Genomic DNA, 23151 nt, shown 5'->3' with positions numbered 1-23151 from the left:
GTCCTGTGAGACGTGCGGGGCGGCCTCGGCGCACCGTCGGCGTGGCGTGCGTCATGGTATCGGGAGCGCATCGCGTACTGTGCCTGTCGGGTTTGCCGGGGTGTGATCCGTGCCCGCGGACGCATCTTCTACGCTCACCCCGCAGTGTTGGATTCCCGTCGCCTCGCGTGTCGATGCGGCTCGACATGACCGGATGGAAAATGACCGTTTCGTACACTCGGGTTTTCGTCCCCAAGGTTGCCGGCTTGCCGCAGAATGTCGACTTGGACGACGTCCGCACGGACCTCGCGGACAACCATGTGGCGGCACCGGCCGACGTGGACCAGGACGAGGTGGCCGCCATCGTGCAGCACGCGCGGGCGCAGGGGATCGATCTCAGCGTAGTGGTCACGGAGGGCAATCCCTGGCACGACTCGGAGTTGCGTGACCTGGCCACCGAGGTGGCGAAGAGCGAGCACGGCACCGTACTGGTCCTGAGCCGGGACTGGGCGGGCACCTACAGCGACACCTTCAGCCGGGTGAAGCTCGAGGCCGCCGAGGACGCTGTCGAGTGGGTACGCCCGGTCGAAGCGGTTGCGACCAAAACCCAGACCTTCGTCGACCGGGTTGAATACGAGCCCGTGATCACCTGGACCCACATCACGATCGTCCTTCTGGCGGGGATGCTGCTGACGGTCGGTGGGCTGTACTGGGTGAAGTCGCGCCGCGCCAAGCACGAGATATGAAGCGCACCAAAATATTTCGTGGGTCCCGCCGGTGACGGCCTGATATCCTTGCCCAAGCCGCTCGGAGGGGGCGGCTTCCAGGGAGGGACAGATAACAAAGAAATTGATCGTTGCGGCCATTGTTGCCATCGGATTGATGGGTGTGTTGCCTGCCTCGGCTTCGGCAGCCGTGCACGGGCCGTTCAGAGATCGTGATGGTAAGAGTGGCAAGTACTGGTGCGAGTTCGATCATGGTGGTAACGGCCCCTGCTACGGAGACTGCTACGAACGGCCGGCGGGTAGCGGTAACTGGTACTACACCAGTAAGCCGTAATTCGCCGTGACGTATGTCTCGTGAACCGAGGCCATCTTCGATCTCTTTGTCCTATGTGCCCCGACCATGGTGTCGGGGCACATTCATTTCGGTCGCGGCAACCGTAGGGCCCGCTCGGCCGAAGGAGCGGTCTTGTTTGCCGGGCTGCTGTCGAATCCGGTTTTGCTCTCTAGTTATAAATCCGTCCAATGGGCGGGATAATTTTGCGCAACCGATAGGTAGCGTTTCTGCAATTCGGACTGTCGCATCCGCTTCGTGACCGATCCGGCCGTACCGTTCGACTGACCGTAGCTGGAAAGAGCGTTGTCCGTGCGTTGGCGGGTCGCCGAACAGTCGGTTCGTCCGATACCTGCCAGGCGAGGTAGCAATCGGAACCGCTGGAGGTGCGATGCACTGGGTTCGGCGAACAGGTCACGGTCATCCTATTTGGATAACAATATGTTTGCTGCTTTGCATCATGATTGTCTCGTCCGCTCCAACTGTCGCGGCTCCGCCACCACCTCTCCGGCCCGGCGAAGGGGATATCGCCGACGCGCAGGCACAGGTGGAGACCGGGATCGGTGCAGTCGGGGCGTTGATCAACACCGTGGCGGCGGCCGACGAACAGATTCGACAGCACGACGACGAGGTCGCCCGCACGCGCGAAGAGGTCAACAAGGCGCTGGTGGACCTGCAGAACGCGCGAGCCGCCGCCGATACCGCGGCGTCCGAGGTCGACACCACCGGGCGGTCGCTGGCCGATGCCGGAACCTCTCTCCGGCAGGCCCGCGGGGAATTCGACCGATTCGCCGCAGGCGTCTACACACAGCCGTCCGCCGATACGGTGCTCTCCTACCTCGCACCCGGCGGGCCCACCGCGGCCCTCGACCGCGCCCAGGTTCTGGGCCTGGTGACCCGGGACCGGCAGAAGGTACTCGACGACCTGCGCCGCGCGCAGATCGAACTGGGCAACGCCCACGCCGATGCCCGGCGCGCCCAGGACCTCGCCGAAGCAGCCCGCGTCACCGCCGAACAGCGCAGGACCGACGCCGAAGCGGCGATGCGGACCGCGACGGCCGAACTGGACCGCCGGACCGCCCTCCGCGACGACCTGCTGCGGCAGCGCGCCGACGCCCAGGCCCGGCTGGACGCCGCACGCAGCCAGGCGACCGGCCTGCAGCATCAGCAGACGGCTTATCTGGACTGGGAACGACAGCGCCGAGCCGAGGAAACACTCGCGGCCGCCACCGCCGCCGCCCGCGCCGCCGCCGACCACGCCTCCCAGGCCCGGGCCGCCGAGGCGGGCGCGGGGAAACCTGCACACACCCTGCTGGAGGACCAGCCGCGGCGAACCGGCAAGATCGGCGTGCAGCCCTACGACACCGGCGGCTCCGCCGAGGAATTCGACACTCCGCGAGTCACCGGGCCGGCAGCCGTCGAGATCGTGGTCGACCGCGCCCTGTCCCAGCTCGGTGTCAACTATGCCTGGGGCGGTGGCAGTGAGACCGGCCCCACGCGCGGTATCCGCGACGGTGGGGCGGCCGACAATCACGGCGACTACCGCAAGGTCGGATTCGACTGCTCCGGGCTGATGGTCTACGCCTTCGCGGGTATCGGCGTGTCGCTGCCGCACTACAGCGGTTACCAGTACAACGCGGGCGCCCGCGTTCCGGTGGCCGCACGGGAACGCGGGGACATGCTGTTCTGGGGGCCGGGCGGCAGTTCGCACGTGGCGGTGTACCTGGGTGACGGCATCATGGTGGAGGCCCCGGAATCCGGGGACGTGGTCAAGGTTTCGCCCGTCCGCGAGGCGGGCATCATGCCGTTCGCGGTGCGTATCGTCGGCTGAGCCGGCCACCGCGGTGGCCGCCGGACCACGGCCGAGCGGTTACCGTTCGCTCCGGATCTCCAGTGCCCGCGGGGCCGGGTTTTCGTCCACGGTGTCCCCGGTTGCGGCACGGAAGGCCATTACCTGGAATAGTTGTGGCAGCACGCACAGGACCGAGGCGAAAGCGGGGATGTTGGTGACTTCGACGGACGGTGTCAGCGGGGTGGATGTGGCGAAACGGCCACAGGCGTCCTCATCCGGCACCCTCGAGCGTGACGTCCAGACCCTGGAGAAGGCGATCTACGAGGTCAAGCGGGTCATCGTGGGCCAGGACCGGCTGGTCGAACGGCTGCTCGTCGGGGTGCTGGCGCGCGGGCACGTCCTGCTCGAAGGTGTCCCCGGTATCGCGAAGACGCTCGCGGTGGAAACCTTCGCCAAGGTGGTCGGCGGCACGTTCTCCCGTGTGCAGTTCACCCCCGATCTGGTGCCCACCGACCTGATCGGTACCCGGATCTATCGGCAGGGCCGCGAGGAGTTCGACACCGAACTCGGCCCGGTCGTGGCCAACTTCGTACTGGCCGACGAAATCAACCGCGCGCCCGCGAAGGTGCAGTCGGCGCTGCTCGAGGTGATGGCCGAACGGCATGTGTCGATCGGCGGCAAGACCTATCCCATGCCGGATCCGTTCCTGGTGATGGCCACGCAGAACCCGATCGAGAGCGAAGGCGTGTATCCGCTGCCGGAGGCCCAGCGCGACCGCTTCCTGTTCAAGGTGGTCGTCGACTACCCCTCGGTGGAGGAGGAGCGCGAGATCATCTACCGGATGGGTGTCACCCCGCCGGAGCCCAGGCAGATCCTGGAACCGTCCGAGCTGCTGCGGCTGCAGAAACTGGCCTCGAGCACCTTCGTGCATCACGCGCTGGTCGACTATGTGGTCCGGGTGATCTCGGCCACCCGCGCACCGGCCGAGTTCGGAATGAACGACGTCGCGGGCTGGGTGTCCTACGGCGCCTCGCCGCGCGCCAGTCTCGGCATCATCGCCGCCGCCCGGGCCGTCGCGCTGATCCGCGGCCGCGACTACGTGGTGCCACAGGATGTGGTCGAGGTGATCCCGGATGTGCTGCGCCACCGCTTGGTGCTGTCCTACGACGCGCTCGCCGACGAGATCAGCCCCGAGGACGTGATCACCAGGGTGCTGCAGACCGTCGGTATGCCGCAGGTCGCGCCGCAGGCCGTGGGGCAGGCCGCGCCCGTGGGAGACAGCAACGGCCGGGGACATGTCCCGCCGCCCGCGCCGCAGGGTCCGCCGCAAGGGCAGCAGGTTCCGCCGCCCCCGGGCCAGGTATCGCAGGCCGCCGGCAACAATCAGCCCAAGTGACCCGGCCTTCGGAATACCCCGCCTCGATGCCCGGTCACGCTCCGCCGTCGTTCCGCGGCGGCGAGCTCAGCGATCCGCGCCTGTCGGCCGCGCTGCGGACGCTCGAGCTCACCGTGCGTCGTCGTCTCGACGGGGTGCTGCACGGGGAACACCTCGGCCTGATCCCGGGCCCGGGTTCGGAGCCGGGGGAGGCGCGCGCCTATCAGCCCGGTGACGATGTGCGGCAGATGGACTGGTCGGTCACCGCCCGCACCACCCACCCGCATGTGCGGCAGATGATCGCCGACCGGGAACTGGAGACCTGGATGGTGGTCGACCTGTCGGCCAGCCTGGACTTCGGCACCGCGGCCTGTCAGAAACGCGATCTGGCCATTGCCGCCGCGGCGGCCATCACCCACCTCACCAGCGGCGGCGGCAACCGGATCGGTGCCGTCGTGGCGACCGGTGAACGGCTGGTCCGCATACCCGCGCGCGGCGGACGGGTGCACGCGCAGTCGCTGCTGCGCTCCATCGCCACCACCCCCCATGCCCGCGACGGTGTGCGCGGCGATCTGCGCGGGGCGATCGAATCGCTGCGGCGGCCCCAGCGCAAACGCGGACTCGCGGTGGTCATCAGCGATTTCCTGGGCGAGATCGATTGGCAGCGGCCGCTGCGGGCCATCTCCGGCCGACATGAACTGCTCGCGGTGGAGGTGCTCGACCCGCGTGACCTCACCCTGCCCGATCTGGGCGATGCGGTGCTGCACGACCCGGAGACCGGGCGCACCCGGGAGTTCAGCATCACTCCCACCCTGCGCGCCGACTATGCCGCCGCCGCCCGGCAGCACCGTGAGCAGGTCGCGCAGGTGTTGCGGAACTGCGCCGCGCCCGTGCTGACCCTGCAGACCGACCGGGACTGGATCGCCGATGTGGTCCGGTTCGTCGCCACCCGGCGCCACAGCCTCGGCGCCCCGACCCAGCGGGTGCCCCGCCAATGAGTATTTCGCATTTCACCGCCCCGATCTGGCTCGGCTTCCTCGCCGTCATCGTGCTGATAGCGCTGGGATATCTCTTGGTTCAGCGCCGCAAGCACAAGCACATGATGCGGTTCACCAATATGGAGCTGCTGGAGCAGGTGGCCCCGAACCGCCCCGATTTCCGGCGTCACCTGCCGATCGTGCTGTTGCTGATCGGCATGGTGTTCTCGACCATCGGCGCGGCTGCCCCCACCGCGGTGGAGAAGGTGCCGCGCAACCGGGCGACCGTCGTACTCGTGATGGACGTGTCGTTGTCGATGGAAGCGACGGATGTCCAGCCGAGCCGGCTACAGGTCGCGCAGGAGGCCGCGAAGAACTTCGCCGACGGCCTGACCCCGGGTATCAACCTGGGCCTGGTCACCTACGCGGGGACCGCGTCGGTGATGGTCAGCCCGACGACGAACCGGGAAGCGGTGAAGGCCGCCATCGACAACATCAAGTTGGCCGAGCGGACCGCGACCGGCGAAGGGATACACACCGCTTTGCAGGCCATCGACGTCCTGGGATCGGTGCTCGGCGGTGCGGAGACACCGCCGCCGGCTCGGATCGTGCTGATGTCGGACGGCAAGCAGACGGTCCCGGACTTCGACGACGTCGACAATCCCCGGCACGAATACGTCGCCGCCCGACTGGCGAAGGAGAAGGGGGTGCCGGTGTCGACGATCGCGTTCGGCACGAAATGGGGCACGGTCGACATCCCCCGCGAAGACGGCGGCACGGACCGGGTGAAGGTGGAGGTCGACGACGAGGCGATGCGTGAGATCGCACGGTTGTCGGGCGGTGAGTACTACAGCGCCGCCACCCTCCAGGAACTGTCCAACGTGTACGACACCTTGGAGCAGCAGATCGGATACGAGATGAGACGAGGCGACGCGAGCCGGCCGTGGTGGCTGCTCGGACTGACCGCCACCCTCGCGGGCGTCGTTCTGGCGATCGCGTTCCGACAGCGCCTTCCGTGATCTGTCCGCGGTGAAAAGCGTTGGGGCGGCGTCCGTTGCGGAACAAAACGGGCGCCGTCCCCGCTGTCGGCGTGTTACGTTCTCCCTGCGGCGCCGCCGAAGGTGCGGCACTTCGATGGGAGGGGTTCGATGCGTGGAGTCGTCGTTGCCGCTTCGGTGGCATCGGCCGCGCTCGCTGTCGCTGTGGCGCCGACGCCATCGGCGTCGGCTGCCGCGTGTACGGACAGAGACGCGTGTTTCCGGCCCGGTGACAACTACTCCGGTGAGATGACCTATCTGAACAATTCCCGAAGTAGGGCGAATTACTGCGTCGATCTGCCGGTACCCGCCAGGTCGGTCGCCAGTCGCGCGGGAGTGCAAATCTTGCTGAGCGAGAACCCGTGCGGGGGACCGGCGGGACAGCATCGGTACGTGAGTACCGATGAGAAGGTGCCGTCACTGGGTTTCTTCGCCCGATCGGTCAGCTGGTGCCCGTCCTGCTGATGTGGCCGTGCGCCGAGCCGATTCGGACCGGAGTCGTCACCCGCGGCTCCGGCCCGAATCGTGTCCGTCCCCGGTGATCCCGAGGGACGATCACCGCCGACATGCGTGGGAGGTCCTGATGGTCTGCGGGAAACGCGGCCGGGTAGGTTGGTCCGCATGTCGAACACAGTATCGCGCTCGGTCCTGGTGACCGGCGGTAACCGCGGTATCGGGCTCGCGGTCGCACAGCGTCTGCTCGCCGACGGCCACAAGGTGGCGGTCACCCACCGGGGTTCCGGTGTGCCGGAGGGACTGCTCGGCGTGAAATGCGATGTCACCGACTCCGAATCGGTGGATCGCGCGTTCGCCGAGGTGGAGGAGCGGCAGGGCCCGGTGGAGGTCTTGGTCGCCAATGCCGGTATCACCGAGGACACTCTGCTCATGCGGATGAGTGAGGAGCAGTTCAGCCGGGTCGTCGACGCCAATCTGACCGGCGCCTTCCGCTGCGCCAAGCGGGCCAACCGGGCCATGCTGCGGGCGCGCTGGGGCCGACTTGTCTTCCTCGGCTCAGTGGTCGGGATGGCCGGTATGGCAGGACAGGTCAACTACGCCTCCACCAAGGCCGGTCTCATCGGTATGGCGCGGTCGCTGACCCGCGAACTGGGGTCGCGTTCCATCACCGCCAATGTGGTGGCTCCCGGCTTCATCGAAACCGATATGACCAACGCCCTGGACGACAAGTACCAGGAGATGGCGGTCCAGGCCATTCCGCTGCAGCGCAAGGGAAAACCGGAGGATGTCGCCGCGGTGATCAGCTTCCTGGCCTCCGATGATTCCGGCTACGTCTCCGGTGCGGTCATCCCGGTCGACGGCGGCCTCGGCATGGGTCACTGAGCGCACCGACACACATCCAACGTCAGGAGAATCGAATACTCATGGGCGGATTGCTCGACGGCAAGACCATCCTCGTCACCGGCATCATCACCGATGCCTCCATCGCCTTCCACGCCGCCGCGATCGCGCAGGAGCAGGGCGCGAAGGTGCTCATCACCGGTATTCCGGAACGGCTGCGGCTCATCGACCGCATCGCCAAGCGCCTGCCGAAAGAGGTACCGCCCGCCATCGGGCTCGACATCACCAGCGAAGAGGACCTCGCCGCTCTGGCGGACAAGGTCCGGGAACTGGCCCCCGAGGGCCTGGACGGGGTGCTGCACTCGATCGCCTTCGCCCCGAAGACCCTCATGGGCCCGGAGGCGAAGCCCTTCCTCGACGGTCCCGGCCCGGACGCCGCCAAGGCGTTCGAGATCTCCGCGTGGAGCTATGCCTCGCTGGCCCGCGCTGTCCTGCCGGTGATGAACGAGGGTGGTTCGCTGGTCGGTATGGATTTCGATCCGCGCACCGCACTGCCGTACTACAACTGGATGGGTGTTGCCAAGGCGGCGCTGGAATCGGTGAACCGGTATGTGGCGCGTGAGGTCGGCCAGGCCAAGAAGGTCCGGTCCAATCTGATCGCGGCGGGCCCGATCAAGACCTTGGCCGCCAAGGCCATCGCCGGCACCGCTACCGATGACGCCGCCAAACTGAACCAGTTGAACGTCTACTGGGACGGTGCCTCGCCCATCGGCTGGGATGTGGACGATCCGACGGTCGTCGGCAAATCCATCGTCGCGTTGCTGTCGGACTGGCTGCCCGGTACCACCGGGTCGATCATCTACGTCGACGGCGGCGCCAGCCACAACACCTGGTTCCCGGAGAACATGCCGGTCGCCTGACCGGATACCTCCACCACAGCTGGAAGGAGATCCCCGTGGCCCGGGCGGCCGACGCACTGTTGCTGCTGTCCTTCGGCGGTCCCGAAGGACCCGACGAGGTGATGCCGTTCCTGGAGAACGTCACCCGGGGACGCGGGGTACCGCCGGAACGCCTCGCCGAAGTGGCCGAACATTATCTGCACTTCGGCGGGGTCTCCCCGATCAACGCACTCAATCGCGACATCATCGCCGCTGTCGAGCGGGAGTTGGACGTGGTCGGTCTGGACCTGCCGGTGTACTTCGGCAACCGCAACTGGCACCCCCTGGTGGAGGACACCGTCGCGCGGATGGCCGCCGACGGTGTGCGATCGGCGCTGGTGTTCCCCACCTCGGCCTGGGGCGGGTATTCCGGATGCCGCCAGTACCATGAGGACATCACGCGGGCCCGTGCCGCGGTCGGCTCCGACGCGCCGGAACTGGTGAAGCTGCGCCAGTACTTCGACCACCCGCTGTTGATCGAATCCTTCGCCGATGCCGTCCGGGGCGCGCGGGAGCGCCTGCCGGCCGATCGACGGGAGGGCACACGGTTGGTGTTCACCGCGCATTCGGTGCCGGTGGCCGCCGACGCCGCCGCCGGACCGGCCGCCGACGGAGGCCGGCTCTACAGTCGTCAGGTCGCCGACGCTGCCCGGTTGTGCGCCGCGGCAACGGGTTTCGCAGGCTACGACCTGGTCTGGCAGTCCCGCTCCGGCCCGCCGCAGGTGCCGTGGCTGGAACCGGACATCGTGGACCATCTGGAAGACCTCTCCGGTAGGGGCGTCGGTTCGGTGGTGGTGTGTCCGGTGGGTTTCGTCTCCGATCACCTCGAGGTGATCTGGGATCTCGACAACGAGGCCGCCGAGAAGGCCGCCGAACTCGGTATGGCCTTCGCCCGGGCCGCCACCCCGGGAACCGACCCCCGGTTCGCTCGGCTGGTGGTGGAATTGATCGGCGAACATATGCGCGATATACCGCCGCGCCGACTCGGCGAGGTCCCTGGCTACGGGTGCACCGTCGACGGCGCTTCCTGTAGAGCGGGATGCTGCGAACCGCTCCGTCGCGCCCCCGAGCAGTAGAGGCGTCCGGTAGTCCGTGCCGCCGGCTCGGGTGCGCCGGTATCCGAGAGGTTCGAGCGGTGTCCGCGCGTTCGTGACCCGAATGCGGAAGAACGGTCAGCGTGAGCCGGGTGTCGAGGTGTGGATGGCGATGAGCCGGGCGGCGCGGATGGCGTCCCAGAGGGGCCGCAGCAGGGATTCGTGGGCGGTGGCGGCGCTGGCGGAGGTCGGCGAGGACGCCGGTTCCCGCTGAGCGACGGTGAGGATGGCCGCCACATGGTCGGCGGTATCGAGAATCCGCTTGGCGCGCAAAGGGATCGAATCCGGATAGATATGCCGGGAATAGTCGGCGAGTTCGGCTTCGATGAGTTCCCTCGGGTCGGCGTCGCCGGTCTCGAGGCCGGTGGTGTGCAGCCGCATGAGGGCGTCGGCCGCGTCGCGCACCGCTTCGCGCATGGCGTATTCGGCCTCACCCAGCGTCATATCGGGGCCGGGAAGGGCGGGTGTCGCCGTGGTGTAGATACTCCACTGCAGGGTGTTCTCATCCACCCACTGCGGGATCAGACCGGTGCCCTCGCTCTCCGGTACACCGATCAGGATTCCTTCCCCGGCCTCGAGGGCGTCGGCGGCGAAAGCGGTGCCGACGGGCAGGCCGCGCACATCGCCGGGAACCGGCAGCACCAGCCGCAACTGCGTACCGGGCGTCGCCATGGTTTCCCGAACCATCTTGAGCAGTGCCATGACCCCGGTGTTGGGCCTATCGCCCCGAGAGGACCACGGCAGATCGGTACGGCCGCCGGTCACCGGATCGCCCGCCGCGATGGTGTGCACGGACGCCCAGGCGTGCATGGCCCCCAGCACGTCGTCGGGCGCGCTGCAGCCGGCCAGCCAGGAGCCGGCCCACACCGTGAGGGTCGCGCTGGGAGAGCACATAATCATCGAGCATAAATGCTCGCCGCTACTCGCGGACGACCTCGGGGGTCATGCGGGTTCGGTGACGAAGTCGATGAGCCGTTCCACCGCCCCCAGCAGCGGCGCCTTCAGATCCCGGAACGTGCGCACCGCCGCGTAGACCCGCTGCCAGCCGTCTTGCGGCGTGCCCCAGCCGAGCCGGCGGCAGACACCGGTCTTCCAGTCCTCTCCGTGCGGTACCGTCGGCCATTCCCGGATCCCCAGCGCGGCCGGGCGCACCGCCTGCCAGATATCGACGTATGGATGCCCGGTGACCAGGACATACGGTCCCAGCCCGGTGGTGAGGTGGGTCTCCTTCGACCCGGTCACCAGGTGGTCCACCAGCACCCCCACCCGTCGACCCGGCCCGGGCCCGAACTCGGCGAGCCGGGCACCGAGATTGTCCAGTCCCTCCAGTTGCTCGACCACCACGCCTTCCACTCGCAGATCGTGGCCCCATACCCGCTCCACCAGCGCGGCGTCGTGCACCCCCTCCACCCAGATCCGACCGGCCGCCGCGACCCGGGCCCGCAGCCCCTCCACCCGGGTCGAGCCGGACGCCGAACGGGTGGGTGCCGCCGGCGCCGGGGTCTTCGGTCGGACCAGTGTGACCGGTTCGCCGTCGATCAGGAACGCGGCCTCGCGGAGCGCGAACAGGCGCACGGCGCCGCGGGCGTCCTCGAGTTTCACGAAATCCCCGTCGTGGCTGCGGTCGAATCCCACCACCGCCCCGCAGAAACCACTGGCCGCGTCCTCCACCACGAGGTCGCGTTCGGCGATCACCTCCGGGACCGCCCGCTTCCTGGTCCGCGTATGTCCGGAAAAGATGTCGCCGTATCTGTCACCCGCACTCACGGGGCCGAAACTACTGCACCCGACGGTAGCCGGTAGCCGGCGGTGTCGCGCGGTCGGCCACGAATCGCGGCCGCAGATACTACAGTGAGGTCGTGGCCGCAGTTTTCTGGCTCGTCGCCGGCTTCGTGCTCGCGGCGGCCGAGGTGTTCGTCGGTGAGCTGACGCTGTTGATGCTCGGGGGTAGTGCCCTGATCACCGCCGGCGTCGCGTTCGCAGCCGATACCGGTCCGGTGGTCGATGCGGTGGTCTTCGCCGTCTCGGCCGTCGTGCTGTTGCTGGGTGTACGTCCGGTTCTGTTGCGGCGCTTCGGAACTCCACCGCCGACACCCACCAACGTCGACGCGCTGACCGGGAAAACGGCGCTGGTGCTGGAACCGGTGGGCGAGCACAGCGGCCGGGTGAAGCTGGGCGGTGAGGTGTGGACCGCGCGGCCGCTCGATCCGGGGGAGAAATACCCGGAGGGAACCACGGTGTACGTGATGAAGATCGACGGCGCGACCGCCGTCGTCTGGAAAGGACCGTAATGGCTGTGTTGATACTGGCGGTCGTCCTCATCCTGCTGGTAGCGGTGGTGGTCCTCAAATCGGTGGCACTGGTGCCGCAGGCCGAGGCCGCCGTCATCGAGCGCCTCGGGAGATATCAGCGGACGGTCTCGGGGCAGCTCACCTTCCTGGTGCCGTTCGCCGACCGGGTCCGCGCCAAGGTGGACCTGCGCGAGCGGGTGGTGTCGTTCCCCCCGCAGCCGGTGATCACCCAGGACAACCTCACCCTCCAGATCGACTCGGTGGTCTACTTCCAGGTGACCAATCCGCAGGCCGCGGTATACGAGATCAGCAACTACATCGCCGCCGTCGAACAACTCACCGTCACCACCCTGCGCAATGTGGTCGGCGGGATGACCCTCGAGGAAACCCTCACCTCCCGCGACCAGATCAATAGCCAACTGCGTGGTGTCCTGGACGAAGCCACCGGCCGCTGGGGCCTGCGCGTGGCCCGCGTCGAACTCAAGGCCATCGATCCGCCGCCGTCGATCCAGGAGTCGATGGAGAAGCAGATGAAGGCCGACCGGGAGAAGCGCGCCATGATCCTCACGGCGGAGGGCACCCGGGAATCGCAGATCAAAACCGCCGAGGGCTCCAAACAGGCGCAGATCCTGGCCGCCGAGGGCTCCAAGCAGTCGGCCATCCTGGCGGCCGAGGGCGAACGGCAGAGTCGGATCCTGCGCGCCCAGGGTGAACGCGCCGCCGCCTATCTGCAGGCACAAGGTCAGGCCAAGGCCATCGAAAAGGTCTTCGCCGCCATCAAATCCGGTAAACCCACCCCGGAACTGCTGGCCTACCAGTACATGCAGACCCTGCCGATGCTCGCCCGCGGCGACGCGAACAAGGTGTGGCTGGTGCCCAGCGACTTCGGCAAGGCCCTGGAAGGTTTCGCGCGAAGCCTGGGCACCCAGGGTGAAGACGGGGTGTTCCGCTACGAACCGTCCGTCGACGAGGAGGCCCCGCCCAAACCGGAGGATGATTCCGATGAGGTCGCGGACTGGTTCGACACCAGCACCGATCCGGCCGTCGAGCGCGCGGTACGGGCCGCTGAATCCGTCGCGCGCACCCCGGTGGACTCGTCCGTGCCGACCGTGGCACATACGATGAAGCCGGCGGTTCCGCCGCCGCCGATCCCGCCCCGTGACCAGCCGCTGCCGCCGTTCCCGCCGAACCAGCAGTAACGCACCGGTTCGCCGGCGGTCTTCCGGCCGGTCCGGTCGTCGACGGTGAAACCCGCCCCGAGAATTCGGGGCGGCCGAAGCCGCACGCTCGAGCCGTATCGCGGGGATAATCGGAACCCTCTGTCGGGCAATGACATCGGGGGTTCGTGAGAACACGTCGCACAGTTCTGCAGGCGGTCGCGCTCGCGCCGCTGGCCGCCGCCTGCGCACCCGATGTTCTGCTCGGCAGCCCGGACGCGGTGCGGATCGCGGTCTCCTGGAGCGGTTTCGAGCTGGCGGCGTTCCGGTCGCTGGCGGCGGTGCCGATGCTGCCGTGCCCGGTGGAGGTGGTGCCGCTGGGCGACGATATCGGGACCGCGTTCACCGCCGGCGGACGGTCGGCGCCCGATATCGTCATGCTGCCACAGGCCGGCCGGGTCCGTGACCTGGCCGAGCGCGGCAGGCTGCGGCCGCTGCCGAAATCGCTGTGGGACGACGCCCAGGGGCCCCGGTATGTCGAGCAGTGGCGTCGGCTGTGCTGGTACCGGGACACACCGTATGCGGTGCCGTTCAAGGCGGCGGCCAAATCCCTGGTGTGGTACGACCGGGAATCGTTGCCGGAACACCGGCTGAGTGATCCACGGGACTGGACCCTGTCGGACTGGGGCGACCGGATGCGTGGGCTCATCGACGCGCCGCGGAAACTGCTCGCGCTCGGGGCCGCCGACGGCTGGGTGCTCACCGATCTGTTCGAGAACCTGCTGCTTGCCGAATCGCCTGCGGTCTACGAGACGATGGGAACCGCGGGCGCCGAACGGGTCTGGGATCAACCGGCCGTCCGCGCCGCCTTCGGGCATCTCGGTGGCCTGTGGGGGCGGCGGGCCGCGCCGGCGGGCGGGATCGGTCCGGCGCTGACCCGTCAATTTCCCGACGCGGTACGCGAGGTGTTCGAACATCGGCGGGCAGCGGTGGTGGTGGCCCCCGATTTCGCGGAACCGGTGGTGCGTGGCGCGCTGCGCCGCGCCCGGCGCCGGGAGGATGTGGTGGGTGTCGCGGAATTCCCGGCGGCCGGGCCCGGTGGGTACCGCCCACGGATCGTGGGTGGGGACGTCATGGTGGTGACCGCCTCGGCGAATCCACGGGCGGATGCGGTGGTCACGGCGCTGGCGACCCCGCAGGCCCCGGTGCCGTGGATCGAGCGGACCGGCGGCTTCCTCGGACCGAATCTGCGCACCGTCGCCTGTTATTCGGCGTGGCTGGCACCCACCGCCGAGCGGTTGCCGTCCTGGCCGATCTTCGACCTGTCCGACCGTATCGGGGAGGTCGGCGGCCGGGACGGACTGTGGCGGGTGCTGACCGATTTCCTGATCGCGGTCGGCGACAGCGGCGACGATATCGGTGCCGCCACAGCCCGGGCCGTGGCCGCGCTCGACCGATTCGAACGGAGACGGCGATGACGGGTGCATCGGAGTTCCGGGCGCACGGCCTGACCCTGGAGTTGGCTACCCGCCGTATACGCGGCCCACTGGTGCCCGGCTCCCCGCCCCGCCGCGGGCTGAGCTGGTTGGCCTGCCTGCCCGCCGCCGTATTGTCGATGTTGCTGGTGGTGCCGGCCGGATGGACGCTGGTGTCGGCGGTACACGCCCGCCCCGGGATCATCGGGTGCTGCGCGGTGTTCGCCGCGTCGGTCGTCGCGCTGGTCCGGTTCGTGCGCCTGATATCGGCCGATCGCGAGGCCCGGCCACGTGCCGCATCGAGCGGCGCCGCCGCGTCCGGAGAGGCATCGGGCGGTACTGCCGCGTCCGGCGATAGCGCGACCGGTGCGGTGTCGGGCAGTGGCTCCTCGGCGGGCCGCGTCCGAACTCTGCTGTGGGCGGGGACGGTGGTGGCCGGGACCGTCGCCGGTATCGCGCTGTTCGCCCTGGGTGGCGCGCTCGGCCGCGACGGGACATGGTCGTACGTGCGGACCCTCGGATGGGTGGTGTTCGGATTCGCCCTGTTGTTCCTCGCCTTGGTGTTGGCATGGTGGAGCCGTAACGCTCGATGGCTGTGGCGGCCGCTGATCGTGCCGTTCGGTATCTCGGCCTTCGTATCGGGCGTGGCGTTCCGATTGATCTTCCAGTACTTTGCCGGCCGTCTCGGTATCGAGAGCGTGTTCGGGTACCGACTGTGGTTCGTGGCCATGCTCTGCTCGGCATTCCTGTGGACCTGGCTGGGGTTCCTCATCGGGATCTTCCGCGCCGGTATCGGCGCCATCCAGGACGATCCGGTGCGCTGGGGATACCTATGGGCCGACGGTGCGCCGACGCTGCGGCGGCTCTACGAATTGCTGCGCCCTATCGTGCTGGTGGCCGGGCTGGTGGTGGGCGTCGCCGCGGCCCGGGTCTTCGACGTGGTGCTGATCGGGGTTCCGGGTTCGATGCACTATCAGGTGGACAGCGCCACCGTGCACTGGTGGCGGCTGGCCACCGAGCCGGATCCCATGCCGGGGGAGGCAGCCGCCTACAGCGTGCCCCTGGCGATTCTGGTGGGGTTGGTCGCCTGGGTGCTGCGGACCGGTGTCCGCCGGCATCGGGTAGGTCTGGTACCGGACCCGGTCGAACCCGTCGAGACCCGGCGCGCGATCGCGGCCGGTCCCGTCACGGGGCGGATCGCGCGCACGGCGGGTATCGCCCTGGTCTCCGCGGCGGCGCTGGTGCCGCTGGTCGTTCTGGTCGTCGCCGCGCTGCGGGGCCCGCACGGTTGGAGTCCGGTGGCCCTCGCCGAGATCTGGCGCGACGAGGCGCTGCGAACTTCCCTCCAGGCCACCGCCTGGGTGGCCGCACTGGCGATGGTCGTGGTCGTCGCGGCGGCGGCGCCGTTGGCACACCGACTCGCCGGCCTGCACCCCGGACACGCCCTGTCGGGCGGGATCGTCACCGTCCTCGTGGTGTTCGCGGTGTTGCCCGTGCAGAGCTACCTGGGACCGCTGGACGCGCTGATCGACAAATACGGGCTGTCCGGCACCCGGATACCGCTCATTCTGGTGCATGCCGCCGCCGGACTGCCGATCGCGGTGCTGATCCTGCGCGGGGCGCTGCTGTCGCCGCCGGACAGTGCGGCGGCCGACGCGCTGCGTGGTCCCGCCCCACCCGGCGTCATCGCGCGTCGGATCCTGACCACCGCCGGGCCCGCTCTCGGGGCCGTTGCGGTACTGGAGTTCGTGCAGGTGTGGAACGATTTCGTGGTCGGTCTGCTGGCCAGCGGCGCCGGCTCGTCCCCGTGGTCGCTGCTGCTGTGGGGGGAGGCCCGGCAGTTCGGTGAGAACGCCGCCCAACTGGCCGCCGGCTCCCTCGCCGCGGCCGTGCTGCCGGTGCTGTTGGTATTGGCCACGTGGCGGCGGTGGTTGCTGCCCGGGCTGACCGGGGGAGCGCTGCGATGAGCGGTCCCGCGTCCAGGCCGACGTTTCTGGAAGGGCTGCTGGCCGGTTCATCGGTATTGGCCACGGCGCTGCTGCTGGAGCTGGCCCGCAATCTGGTGGTGAACTCGTTCAGCGAGAGCGCCGCGCTGCAGGTGCTCGGCAGTACGCTGCGGTGGCTATCGGTGTTGATCGTGGCGGTGTCCATGGTCTACGCCGGATACCAGTTCCTGAACGGTCGACGCGAACAGACAAGTCTCGCGCGCCGTCTGGGACTACTGGCCGATCTGGAGGAGCTCGGTCTGCCGGTTGAGGAGGCGGCGCCGCGCCCCCTGGCGCCGGACCCGGAGTCGGCGCCGAATCTCGAACGCCATTGGATCGCGGCCACACTGCGCGAACTGCCGGTGACGGAATTCGATACCGCGACCCTGCTGGCGGTCCTGACAGCGATCCTGGACGCACCGACGCTTCTGCCGCTCGAGGTACCTCCTCGGGGCCGGTCGCAGCGGCGCATCGCCACGGTGCTGCTCGAAGAGTTGGAGCAGGCGGGGATCCTGGCCCGGCACGGCGTCCAGCGATATCGCCTCTCGCGGATCCCGGTCGAACCTCGCTGTGCCGAGGTGGTCGCCGATAAGCGCTGGCAGGCCGCGTTGCCTGCGCTGCTGCGCCATTGTGCCGACCGTGCCTGCGGGTGGGCGGTCGCGCTGGACACCGCGCCGTATGCGGAGAGCGCGCGCCGCTGGTTCACTGCGGAGGAACCGTATCTGTGTCGGTTGGTGAAGAAATGCGCCGACCTCGCGGTCCCCGTCTCGGTGACCGCGGCCGCGGAGCTGGTCAGGATCTCCGATGCTCTGGACAGCTGGTATGCCCGCACCGGTCGGCCGGAGAACGAGAACCAGGTGGCGGAGTCGCTGCAGAATATCCGTGGTCTCGACACGCTGGTGCTCAGCCGCGATCTGGCCAGGCTGCGTGCCGGCCTCCTGCGCGAGAGGCCCTGTCGGTACCGCCCGCGCAGGCTGTCCACCGGACTGGCCGCGCGGTGGGAACACCGTGTGGCGGTGGAGTTGCTCGCCGGGACGTCCGCCCATGTGGACGAGGCGGTGGACCGACTGGAATCCGCCTGGTCGCTGTTGCCCCGCGAGGATATCGCGGGCGAGGTGTGCATTCTGATCAATCTCGCCGTGGCCCATATCCGCCAGGGCCGTCTCGACGCCGCCCGGGACCGTCTGGAATTGGCCGAAGTCCGGACCCGTGGCGGGCACGACCCGGGTGGGCGAGCGCAGGCCCACGAGCTGACGGGTGTGGTGTGGTGGGTGCGCGGCGAGCCGCGTCGGGCGCTGCGCTCGTGGCAACGGGCACTGACCTGTTACCGGGACCTCGCCGACGACCTCGGTACCGCGCGCTGCCTGCGGCACCTCGGTTCGGCGATTGTTCTGGTCCCCGAACACGGTGATCTGCTGCTCGGTGCCGATCCGCCCCCCGACACCGATGAGGTGCTGCGCCGGGCCCGGGGTTGGCTGGTGGAGGCGCAGCGCCGTCGGCCGGGTGCCTCCCGTGCGGACGTATACACCGAACGAGCCGGTGGGGCGCATGTTTCGCGCCGACCCCGTCGGACTCGTCCGAATCGCCTGATCGTTCCGGACGGTTACCGCGCTGTGCCCAGCCCGCTGTTCCGGTGGCCGCTGCCCGCGCCGGACCGACCGGCCGAGGATCCCTCCTGACGATCCGACTCAGCGCTCGATGCGGGCCGGTATGCGAGGTTTCGGTTCCTCGACCGGTTTCCAACGCTGGTCGACGACCAAACCGAGCAGACCGACGGCGATACAGGCGATCGAGACCGCGACCATGGCCGGATGGGTACCGCCGGTGAGCGCGTCGGCGAGGATCACGGTGGCCACGGTGCCGGGCATGATCCCGACGACGGTGGCCGCCACATACGGCCAGAACCGCACCGACGACAGTGCGCAGCAGTAGTTCACCACCGAGAACGGTGCGAAGGCGATGAGCCGCAGCGATCCCACCGCCAGCCAGCCGCGCCGCGCCAACCGGTCGTCGATGCCCCGCACGGCCGGGTGGTTCAGCCGCGCCCTGACCCGCTCATGGTCCAGCGTCCGCACCAGCAGGAACGCCAGAACCGCGCTGATGGTCGTGGCGCCGGCGGCGATGGCGAGCCCCAATACCGGGCCGAACAGTATCCCGGAGCTGACGGTGAACACGGTACGCGGGACCGGCGCCACCGTGATCAAGGTGTGGGCGATGAAGAACAGCAGCGGGAAGGCGGGCCCCACGGTCTGGGCCCACTCCTGGATCTGGCGGGGGTTCGGCAGCGGGAACACGAGCGCGGCCGCGCAGACCACCACCGCACCGAACAGCAGTAGGGCGATACGTCGGTCACGGATCAGTTTGGGCACCGGCCGAGGTTACCCGCCGGTAGTGGCGGGTAGGGGGAGATGGTGTGACGTCGGCCGCTAGCATCGGAGGAAACGGGCTGAATGCTCGTTAACCAAAGTATTCGCTGAGCTGGGCGGATGCGAAGGTACCTGCGTACAAAACGGTGCGCTCGTACTGGAACGAGAATGAGGGAAACAGGGTATGGCGATTGCTTCAGAGCCCGCGGCCGGAGCGGACCCCGGTTCGTCCGCGGTGCCCGAATACCCCGCCTGGCGCAAGGGCGTGGCGGGCGTACTGGCCAAGGCCCGCAAGGTCGATGCCGCCGAACTCGGTGCGGAGCCGGAAAAGCTGCTGAACCAGACCACCTACGACGGGCTGACCATCGCCCCGCTGTACACCCGTCGCGATGAGCTGCCCGAACAGCCGCTGCCCGGCGCGTATCCGTTCGTCCGTGGCGGTTCGGCCACTCGGGATGTGCACCGTGGCTGGTATGTCAGCGCTCGGATCGGCGCCGAGAATGCCGCGGCGGCCAACCAAGAGATCCTGTCCGGGCTGGAGAACGGCCTGAGCGCGATCTGGCTGGGTGTCGGCGACCACGGGGTGCCGGTAGCGGACCTGCCCGCGGCGCTGTCCGGTCTGCTGTTCGAACTGGCGCCGCTGACCCTGTACGCCGGGACCGCGGTGCGTGAGGCCGCGACAGCGATTTTCGAGGTCCTCGACGGTTACGGCGCTCGAGAACGCACCGATATCCGCATCGGGTTGGGTGCCGCCCCGCTGACCGACCGGTTCGCCGGGATCGAGAATATCGATCTCGCGGACGCGGTATCCCTGGCCGCGCGGTCCGCTGCCCGGGCCGAGAGCGTGCGGGCGATCACCGTGGACGGTACCGTCTTCCACGATGCCGGCGCCGCCGATATCCAGGAATTGGGTGCGGCCGTGGCCGCCGGTCTGGAGTACCTGCGCGCATTGACGGGACAGATGCCGGCGGCTCGGGCGCTGCGGCAGGTGGAGTTCCGTTTCGCCGCCACCGACGACCAGTTCGCGACCGTCGCCAAATTCCGTGCCGCCCGGCAGTTGTGGGCCCGGGTCGCGCATGTCTGTGGTGCCTCCTCCGAGGGTGCGGCACCACAGCACGCGGTGACCTCGGCGGCCATGATGAGCCGCCGCGACCCCTGGGTGAACCTGCTGCGTACCACCCTGGCCGCCTTCGGTGCCGGTGTCGGCGGTGCCGACACCGTGACCGTGCTCCCGTTCGATTCCGCGCTTCCCCCAGGCGAACTCGGCGTATCGCGGACGTTCTCGGAGCGGATGGCGCGTAACACCCAGCTGCTGCTGCTCGAGGAATCCCACCTCGGACACGTCCAGGATCCAGGGGCGGGCTCCTGGTATGTAGAGAGCCTCACCGCCGAGATGGCGGCCGCGGCATGGGAGTTCATGCAGGAGATCGAGGCCGCCGGCGGTTATCGGGCGGCGCTGGAGTCCGGCATGCCGGCCGAGCGTATCGCTGCGACCAAGACCGCGCGGGAGACCGATATCGCCCACCGCAAGACCGCGGTCACCGGTGTGAACGAATTCCCGAATCCGAGTGAGCCGCCGCTGTCGGAGACCGCCCGCGCCGCGGGCCCCGGTAACGGCTACGGCGCCGCGTTCGAGGCGCTGCGTGATCGCTCCGATGCCTATCTGGCGCGGCACGGCACCCGTCCCCAAGCGCTGTTGGTGCCGTTGGGCAAGGTGGCCGAGCACAATGCGCGGGTGACCTTCATCGCCAACCTGCTGGCCTCAGGCGGTATCGAATCCATCAACCCGGGCCCGCTGGAAGGTGACGGAATCACCGCCGCCGCCAAGGAATCCGGTGCGCGGATCGCGGTGCTGTGCGGTACGGACGCCCGCTATGCCACCGAGGCCGGACCCGCGGTGCAGCTGCTGCGTGCCGCCGGCGTGGAGGCCGTGCTGGTTGCGGGTCAGGCCAAGGCACTCGCCGATGTGGACCCGGCACGGCATCCGGACGGATACCTGACGGCGCGGATCGACGCGGTCGCCGCGCTGAGCGACCTGCTGGAGAAGGTGGGAGCCTGATGACGACACAGCGAATCGAGCATCTGATCGGCAGCTTCGCCGATGTGCCGTTGACCGATCGGACCCCCGAGCCCGCCGCGGTCGACACCGCGGGGGTGGATGCCTTCCTGAAGGCGTCGGCCGCGGCCAACAACTACACCCCCGAACAACTGGTGTGGTCGACTCCCGAGGGTATCGATGTCCCGCCGGTCTTCACCAAGGCCGACCGGGACGCAATCGCCGCGGCCGGCTTTCCGCTGGACAGCGTCCCCGGTACCGCCCCGTTCGTGCGCGGGCCCTACCCCACGATGTACGTGAACCAGCCGTGGACCATCCGCCAGTACGCGGGCTTCTCCACCGCCGCCGACTCCAACGCCTTCTACCGTCGTAACCTTCAGGCGGGTCAGAAGGGCCTGTCGGTGGCGTTCGACCTGGCCACCCACCGCGGCTACGACTCCGACCATCCACGGGTGCAGGGCGATGTCGGTATGGCCGGTGTGGCCATCGACTCCATTCTGGACATGCGCCAACTCTTCGACCACATCCCGCTGGACCAGGTCAGCGTCTCCATGACGATGAACGGCGCTGTCCTGCCGATTCTCGCGCTGTATGTGGTGGCCGCCGAGGAGCAGGGCGTGGCTCCCGAGCAGCTGGTCGGAACCATTCAGAACGACATTCTGAAGGAGTTCATGGTCCGCAACACCTATATCTACCCGCCGAAGCCGTCGATGCGGATCATCTCCGATATCTTCGCCTACACCAGTGCGAAGATGCCGAAGTTCAACTCGATCTCCATTTCCGGCTACCACATCCAGGAAGCGGGTGCGACCGCCGACCTGGAGCTCGCCTACACCCTCGCCGACGGCGTGGAATATATTCGCGCCGGTATCGACGCGGGGATGGAGATCGACAAGTTCGCGCCGCGGCTGTCGTTCTTCTGGGCGATCGGCATGAACTTCTTCATGGAGGTCGCGAAACTGCGCGCGGGCCGGCTGCTGTGGAGCGAGCTGGTGGCGAAGTTCGATCCGAAGAACCCGAAATCGCTGTCCCTGCGCACCCATTCGCAGACCTCGGGCTGGTCGCTGACCGCTCAGGACGCCTATAACAATGTGGCGCGCACCTGTATCGAGGCGATGGCCGCGACCCAGGGCCACACCCAGTCGCTGCACACCAACGCCCTCGACGAGGCCCTGGCGCTGCCGACGGACTTCTCCGCCCGCATCGCCCGCAATACCCAGCTGCTCATCCAGCAGGAGTCGCGCACCACCCGGCCGATCGATCCATGGGGCGGCTCCTATTACGTGGAATGGCTCACCCACCACCTCGCCGAACGCGCCCGCGCGCATATCGCCGAGGTGGAGGCGCACGGCGGTATGGCCCAGGCGATCAGTGAGGGTATCCCGAAGCTGCGCATCGAGGAGGCCGCTGCCCGCACCCAGGCCCGCATCGATACCGGTCAGCAGCCGGTGATCGGCGTGAACAAGTACCAGGTGGCCGAGGATCACGAGATCGAGGTCCTCAAGGTCGAGAATTCCCGGGTGCGTGCCGAACAGATCGAGAAGCTGCGCCGGCTGCGCGCCGAACGCGACCAGGACGCGGTGGACCGCGCGCTGGCCGCGCTCACCCGGGCCGCGGCCGCCACCGAGGGGGGAATGGAGAACAACCTCCTCGCCCTGGCCATCGATGCGGCCCGTGCCAAGGCCACCGTCGGCGAGATCTCCGATGCCCTGGAGAAGGTGTACGGCCGGCACCAGGCCGAGATCCGTACCCTGTCGGGTGTGTATCGCGACGAGGCAGGCAAGGTCACCAATATCGCCACCGCGAGCCGCCTGGTCGAGGAGTTCGCCGAAGCGGAGGGCCGCCGCCCCCGCATCCTGGTGGCCAAGATGGGCCAGGACGGCCACGATCGCGGTCAGAAGGTGATCGCCACCGCTTTCGCCGATCTCGGTTTCGACGTCGATGTGGGCCCGCTGTTCCAGACCCCGGAAGAAGTGGCGCGCCAGGCCGCGGACAACGATGTGCACGTCGTGGGTGTGTCCTCGCTGGCGGCCGGCCACCTCACACTGGTACCCGCCCTGCGGCAGGCACTGGCCGATGTCGGCAGGCCCGACATCATGGTCATCGTCGGCGGCGTCATCCCACCCGGTGACTTCGAGGAGCTGTATGCGGCGGGCGCGGCGGCGATCTTCCCGCCCGGCACGGTGATCGCCGACGCGGCCATCGACCTGTTGCGCAAACTCGGCGCCGAACTGGGCCACGACCTGGGCGCCGCGGGAGCGAGCGCGCAGGAATGAC

General features: G+C 68.6%; 18 protein-coding genes. 15 read left to right on the top strand and 3 right to left on the bottom strand.

What is annotated here, in order from left to right:
- The first annotated feature begins 200 nt into the window (after positions 1-200).
- The 8 genes from ON20_RS15220 (at position 201) to ON20_RS15185 (ending at position 9526) form a co-directional block, all read left to right on the top strand.
- On the top strand, positions 201-725 hold the full coding sequence (locus ON20_RS15220; protein ID WP_040836279.1) for an Rv1476 family membrane protein: 525 nt from the start codon (positions 201-203) through the stop codon (positions 723-725).
- A 770-nt stretch (positions 726-1495) separates the two neighbouring features.
- On the top strand, positions 1496-2866 hold the full coding sequence (locus tag ON20_RS15215) for an NlpC/P60 family protein (RefSeq protein WP_281032877.1): 1371 nt from the start codon (positions 1496-1498) through the stop codon (positions 2864-2866).
- A gap of 169 nt (positions 2867-3035) precedes the next feature.
- Complete coding sequence (locus ON20_RS15210; RefSeq protein ID WP_040836187.1) at positions 3036-4223, top strand: AAA family ATPase; 1188 nt, start codon at positions 3036-3038, stop codon at positions 4221-4223.
- Between the two features lie 26 nt (positions 4224-4249).
- The gene (locus tag ON20_RS15205; protein WP_040836185.1) at positions 4250-5200 is read left to right on the top strand and encodes a DUF58 domain-containing protein; all 951 of its coding nucleotides are present in this window, start codon (positions 4250-4252) and stop codon (positions 5198-5200) included.
- Entirely contained in the window at positions 5197-6198 is a 1002-nt protein-coding gene (locus ON20_RS15200; protein WP_040836184.1) for a VWA domain-containing protein, read from the top strand. The genes ON20_RS15205 and ON20_RS15200 overlap by 4 nt, the downstream gene beginning before the upstream one ends.
- A gap of 639 nt (positions 6199-6837) precedes the next feature.
- Positions 6838-7554 (top strand): 3-oxoacyl-ACP reductase FabG1, encoded by a 717-nt coding sequence (fabG1, locus tag ON20_RS15195; protein ID WP_040836182.1) that lies wholly within the window; start codon positions 6838-6840, stop codon positions 7552-7554.
- A gap of 41 nt (positions 7555-7595) precedes the next feature.
- Positions 7596-8432 carry an NADH-dependent enoyl-ACP reductase InhA gene (gene inhA, locus ON20_RS15190; RefSeq protein WP_040836180.1) on the top strand — a complete coding sequence of 279 codons (837 nt, stop codon included), beginning with the start codon at positions 7596-7598 and terminating at the stop codon, positions 8430-8432.
- 35 nt (positions 8433-8467) lie between these two features.
- On the top strand, positions 8468-9526 hold the full coding sequence (locus tag ON20_RS15185) for a ferrochelatase (RefSeq protein ID WP_051162527.1): 1059 nt from the start codon (positions 8468-8470) through the stop codon (positions 9524-9526).
- Positions 9527-9622: 96 nt separating this feature from the next.
- Here the strand turns inward: ON20_RS15185 and ON20_RS15180 are convergent, their stop codons facing one another.
- Together ON20_RS15180 and ON20_RS15175 are read right to left on the bottom strand one after the other, a co-directional pair.
- Positions 9623-10438, bottom strand: a complete 816-nt coding sequence (locus ON20_RS15180) for an Rv1486c family protein (RefSeq protein ID WP_040836177.1) — start codon at positions 10436-10438, stop codon at positions 9623-9625.
- 48 nt (positions 10439-10486) lie between these two features.
- Positions 10487-11311 (bottom strand): DUF3097 domain-containing protein, encoded by an 825-nt coding sequence (locus ON20_RS15175; RefSeq protein ID WP_040836176.1) that lies wholly within the window; start codon positions 11309-11311, stop codon positions 10487-10489.
- Between the two features lie 92 nt (positions 11312-11403).
- Between ON20_RS15175 and ON20_RS15170 the strand changes: the two genes are divergently transcribed.
- The 5 genes from ON20_RS15170 (at position 11404) to ON20_RS15150 (ending at position 18131) form a co-directional block, all read left to right on the top strand.
- Positions 11404-11835 carry an NfeD family protein gene (locus tag ON20_RS15170; RefSeq protein WP_040836175.1) on the top strand — a complete coding sequence of 144 codons (432 nt, stop codon included), beginning with the start codon at positions 11404-11406 and terminating at the stop codon, positions 11833-11835.
- Positions 11835-13034 carry an SPFH domain-containing protein gene (locus tag ON20_RS15165; RefSeq protein ID WP_051162525.1) on the top strand — a complete coding sequence of 400 codons (1200 nt, stop codon included), beginning with the start codon at positions 11835-11837 and terminating at the stop codon, positions 13032-13034. The genes ON20_RS15170 and ON20_RS15165 overlap by 1 nt, the downstream gene beginning before the upstream one ends.
- Positions 13035-13180: 146 nt before the next feature.
- Positions 13181-14470 carry an ABC transporter substrate-binding protein gene (locus tag ON20_RS15160; RefSeq protein WP_040836174.1) on the top strand — a complete coding sequence of 430 codons (1290 nt, stop codon included), beginning with the start codon at positions 13181-13183 and terminating at the stop codon, positions 14468-14470.
- Positions 14467-16434, top strand: a complete 1968-nt coding sequence (locus ON20_RS15155) for a hypothetical protein (protein ID WP_051162523.1) — start codon at positions 14467-14469, stop codon at positions 16432-16434. The genes ON20_RS15160 and ON20_RS15155 overlap by 4 nt, the downstream gene beginning before the upstream one ends.
- Positions 16431-18131 (top strand): hypothetical protein, encoded by a 1701-nt coding sequence (locus ON20_RS15150; RefSeq protein WP_040836173.1) that lies wholly within the window; start codon positions 16431-16433, stop codon positions 18129-18131. The genes ON20_RS15155 and ON20_RS15150 overlap by 4 nt, the downstream gene beginning before the upstream one ends.
- Positions 18132-18140: 9 nt before the next feature.
- Here the strand turns inward: ON20_RS15150 and ON20_RS15145 are convergent, their stop codons facing one another.
- Positions 18141-18821, bottom strand: a complete 681-nt coding sequence (locus ON20_RS15145; RefSeq protein WP_051162521.1) for a TVP38/TMEM64 family protein — start codon at positions 18819-18821, stop codon at positions 18141-18143.
- A gap of 181 nt (positions 18822-19002) precedes the next feature.
- Between ON20_RS15145 and ON20_RS15140 the strand changes: the two genes are divergently transcribed.
- On the top strand, positions 19003-20877 hold the full coding sequence (locus ON20_RS15140) for a methylmalonyl-CoA mutase family protein (protein WP_040836172.1): 1875 nt from the start codon (positions 19003-19005) through the stop codon (positions 20875-20877).
- On the top strand, positions 20877-23150 hold the full coding sequence (gene scpA, locus ON20_RS15135) for a methylmalonyl-CoA mutase (RefSeq protein ID WP_040836171.1): 2274 nt from the start codon (positions 20877-20879) through the stop codon (positions 23148-23150). The genes ON20_RS15140 and scpA overlap by 1 nt, the downstream gene beginning before the upstream one ends.
- The last annotated feature ends 1 nt before the right edge of the window (position 23151 follow it).

Origin of the sequence: Nocardia brevicatena NBRC 12119 (genome assembly GCF_000308495.1) — a bacterium.
GTDB classification, from domain to species: Bacteria; Actinomycetota; Actinomycetes; order Mycobacteriales; family Mycobacteriaceae; genus Nocardia; species Nocardia brevicatena.
This window is presented reverse-complemented; position numbering and strand designations above follow the sequence as displayed.

Bases quoted from the DNA above. Each gene is read 5' to 3' on its own strand.
- ON20_RS15220 (WP_040836279.1), top strand. From the start codon at position 201: ATGACCGTTTCGTACACTCGGGTTTTCGTCCCCAAGGTTGCCGGCTTG.
- fabG1 (WP_040836182.1), top strand. From the start codon at position 6,838: ATGTCGAACACAGTATCGCGCTCGGTCCTGGTGACCGGCGGTAACCGC.
- ON20_RS15210 (WP_040836187.1), top strand. From the start codon at position 3,036: ATGTTGGTGACTTCGACGGACGGTGTCAGCGGGGTGGATGTGGCGAAA.
- ON20_RS15200 (WP_040836184.1), top strand. From the start codon at position 5,197: ATGAGTATTTCGCATTTCACCGCCCCGATCTGGCTCGGCTTCCTCGCC.
- ON20_RS15155 (WP_051162523.1), top strand. From the start codon at position 14,467: ATGACGGGTGCATCGGAGTTCCGGGCGCACGGCCTGACCCTGGAGTTG.
- ON20_RS15180 (WP_040836177.1), bottom strand. From the start codon at position 10,438: ATGTGCTCTCCCAGCGCGACCCTCACGGTGTGGGCCGGCTCCTGGCTG.
- ON20_RS15150 (WP_040836173.1), top strand. From the start codon at position 16,431: ATGAGCGGTCCCGCGTCCAGGCCGACGTTTCTGGAAGGGCTGCTGGCC.
- ON20_RS15205 (WP_040836185.1), top strand. From the start codon at position 4,250: ATGCCCGGTCACGCTCCGCCGTCGTTCCGCGGCGGCGAGCTCAGCGAT.
- inhA (WP_040836180.1), top strand. From the start codon at position 7,596: ATGGGCGGATTGCTCGACGGCAAGACCATCCTCGTCACCGGCATCATC.
- scpA (WP_040836171.1), top strand. From the start codon at position 20,877: ATGACGACACAGCGAATCGAGCATCTGATCGGCAGCTTCGCCGATGTG.
- ON20_RS15140 (WP_040836172.1), top strand. From the start codon at position 19,003: ATGGCGATTGCTTCAGAGCCCGCGGCCGGAGCGGACCCCGGTTCGTCC.
- ON20_RS15215 (WP_281032877.1), top strand. From the start codon at position 1,496: ATGATTGTCTCGTCCGCTCCAACTGTCGCGGCTCCGCCACCACCTCTC.
- ON20_RS15165 (WP_051162525.1), top strand. From the start codon at position 11,835: ATGGCTGTGTTGATACTGGCGGTCGTCCTCATCCTGCTGGTAGCGGTG.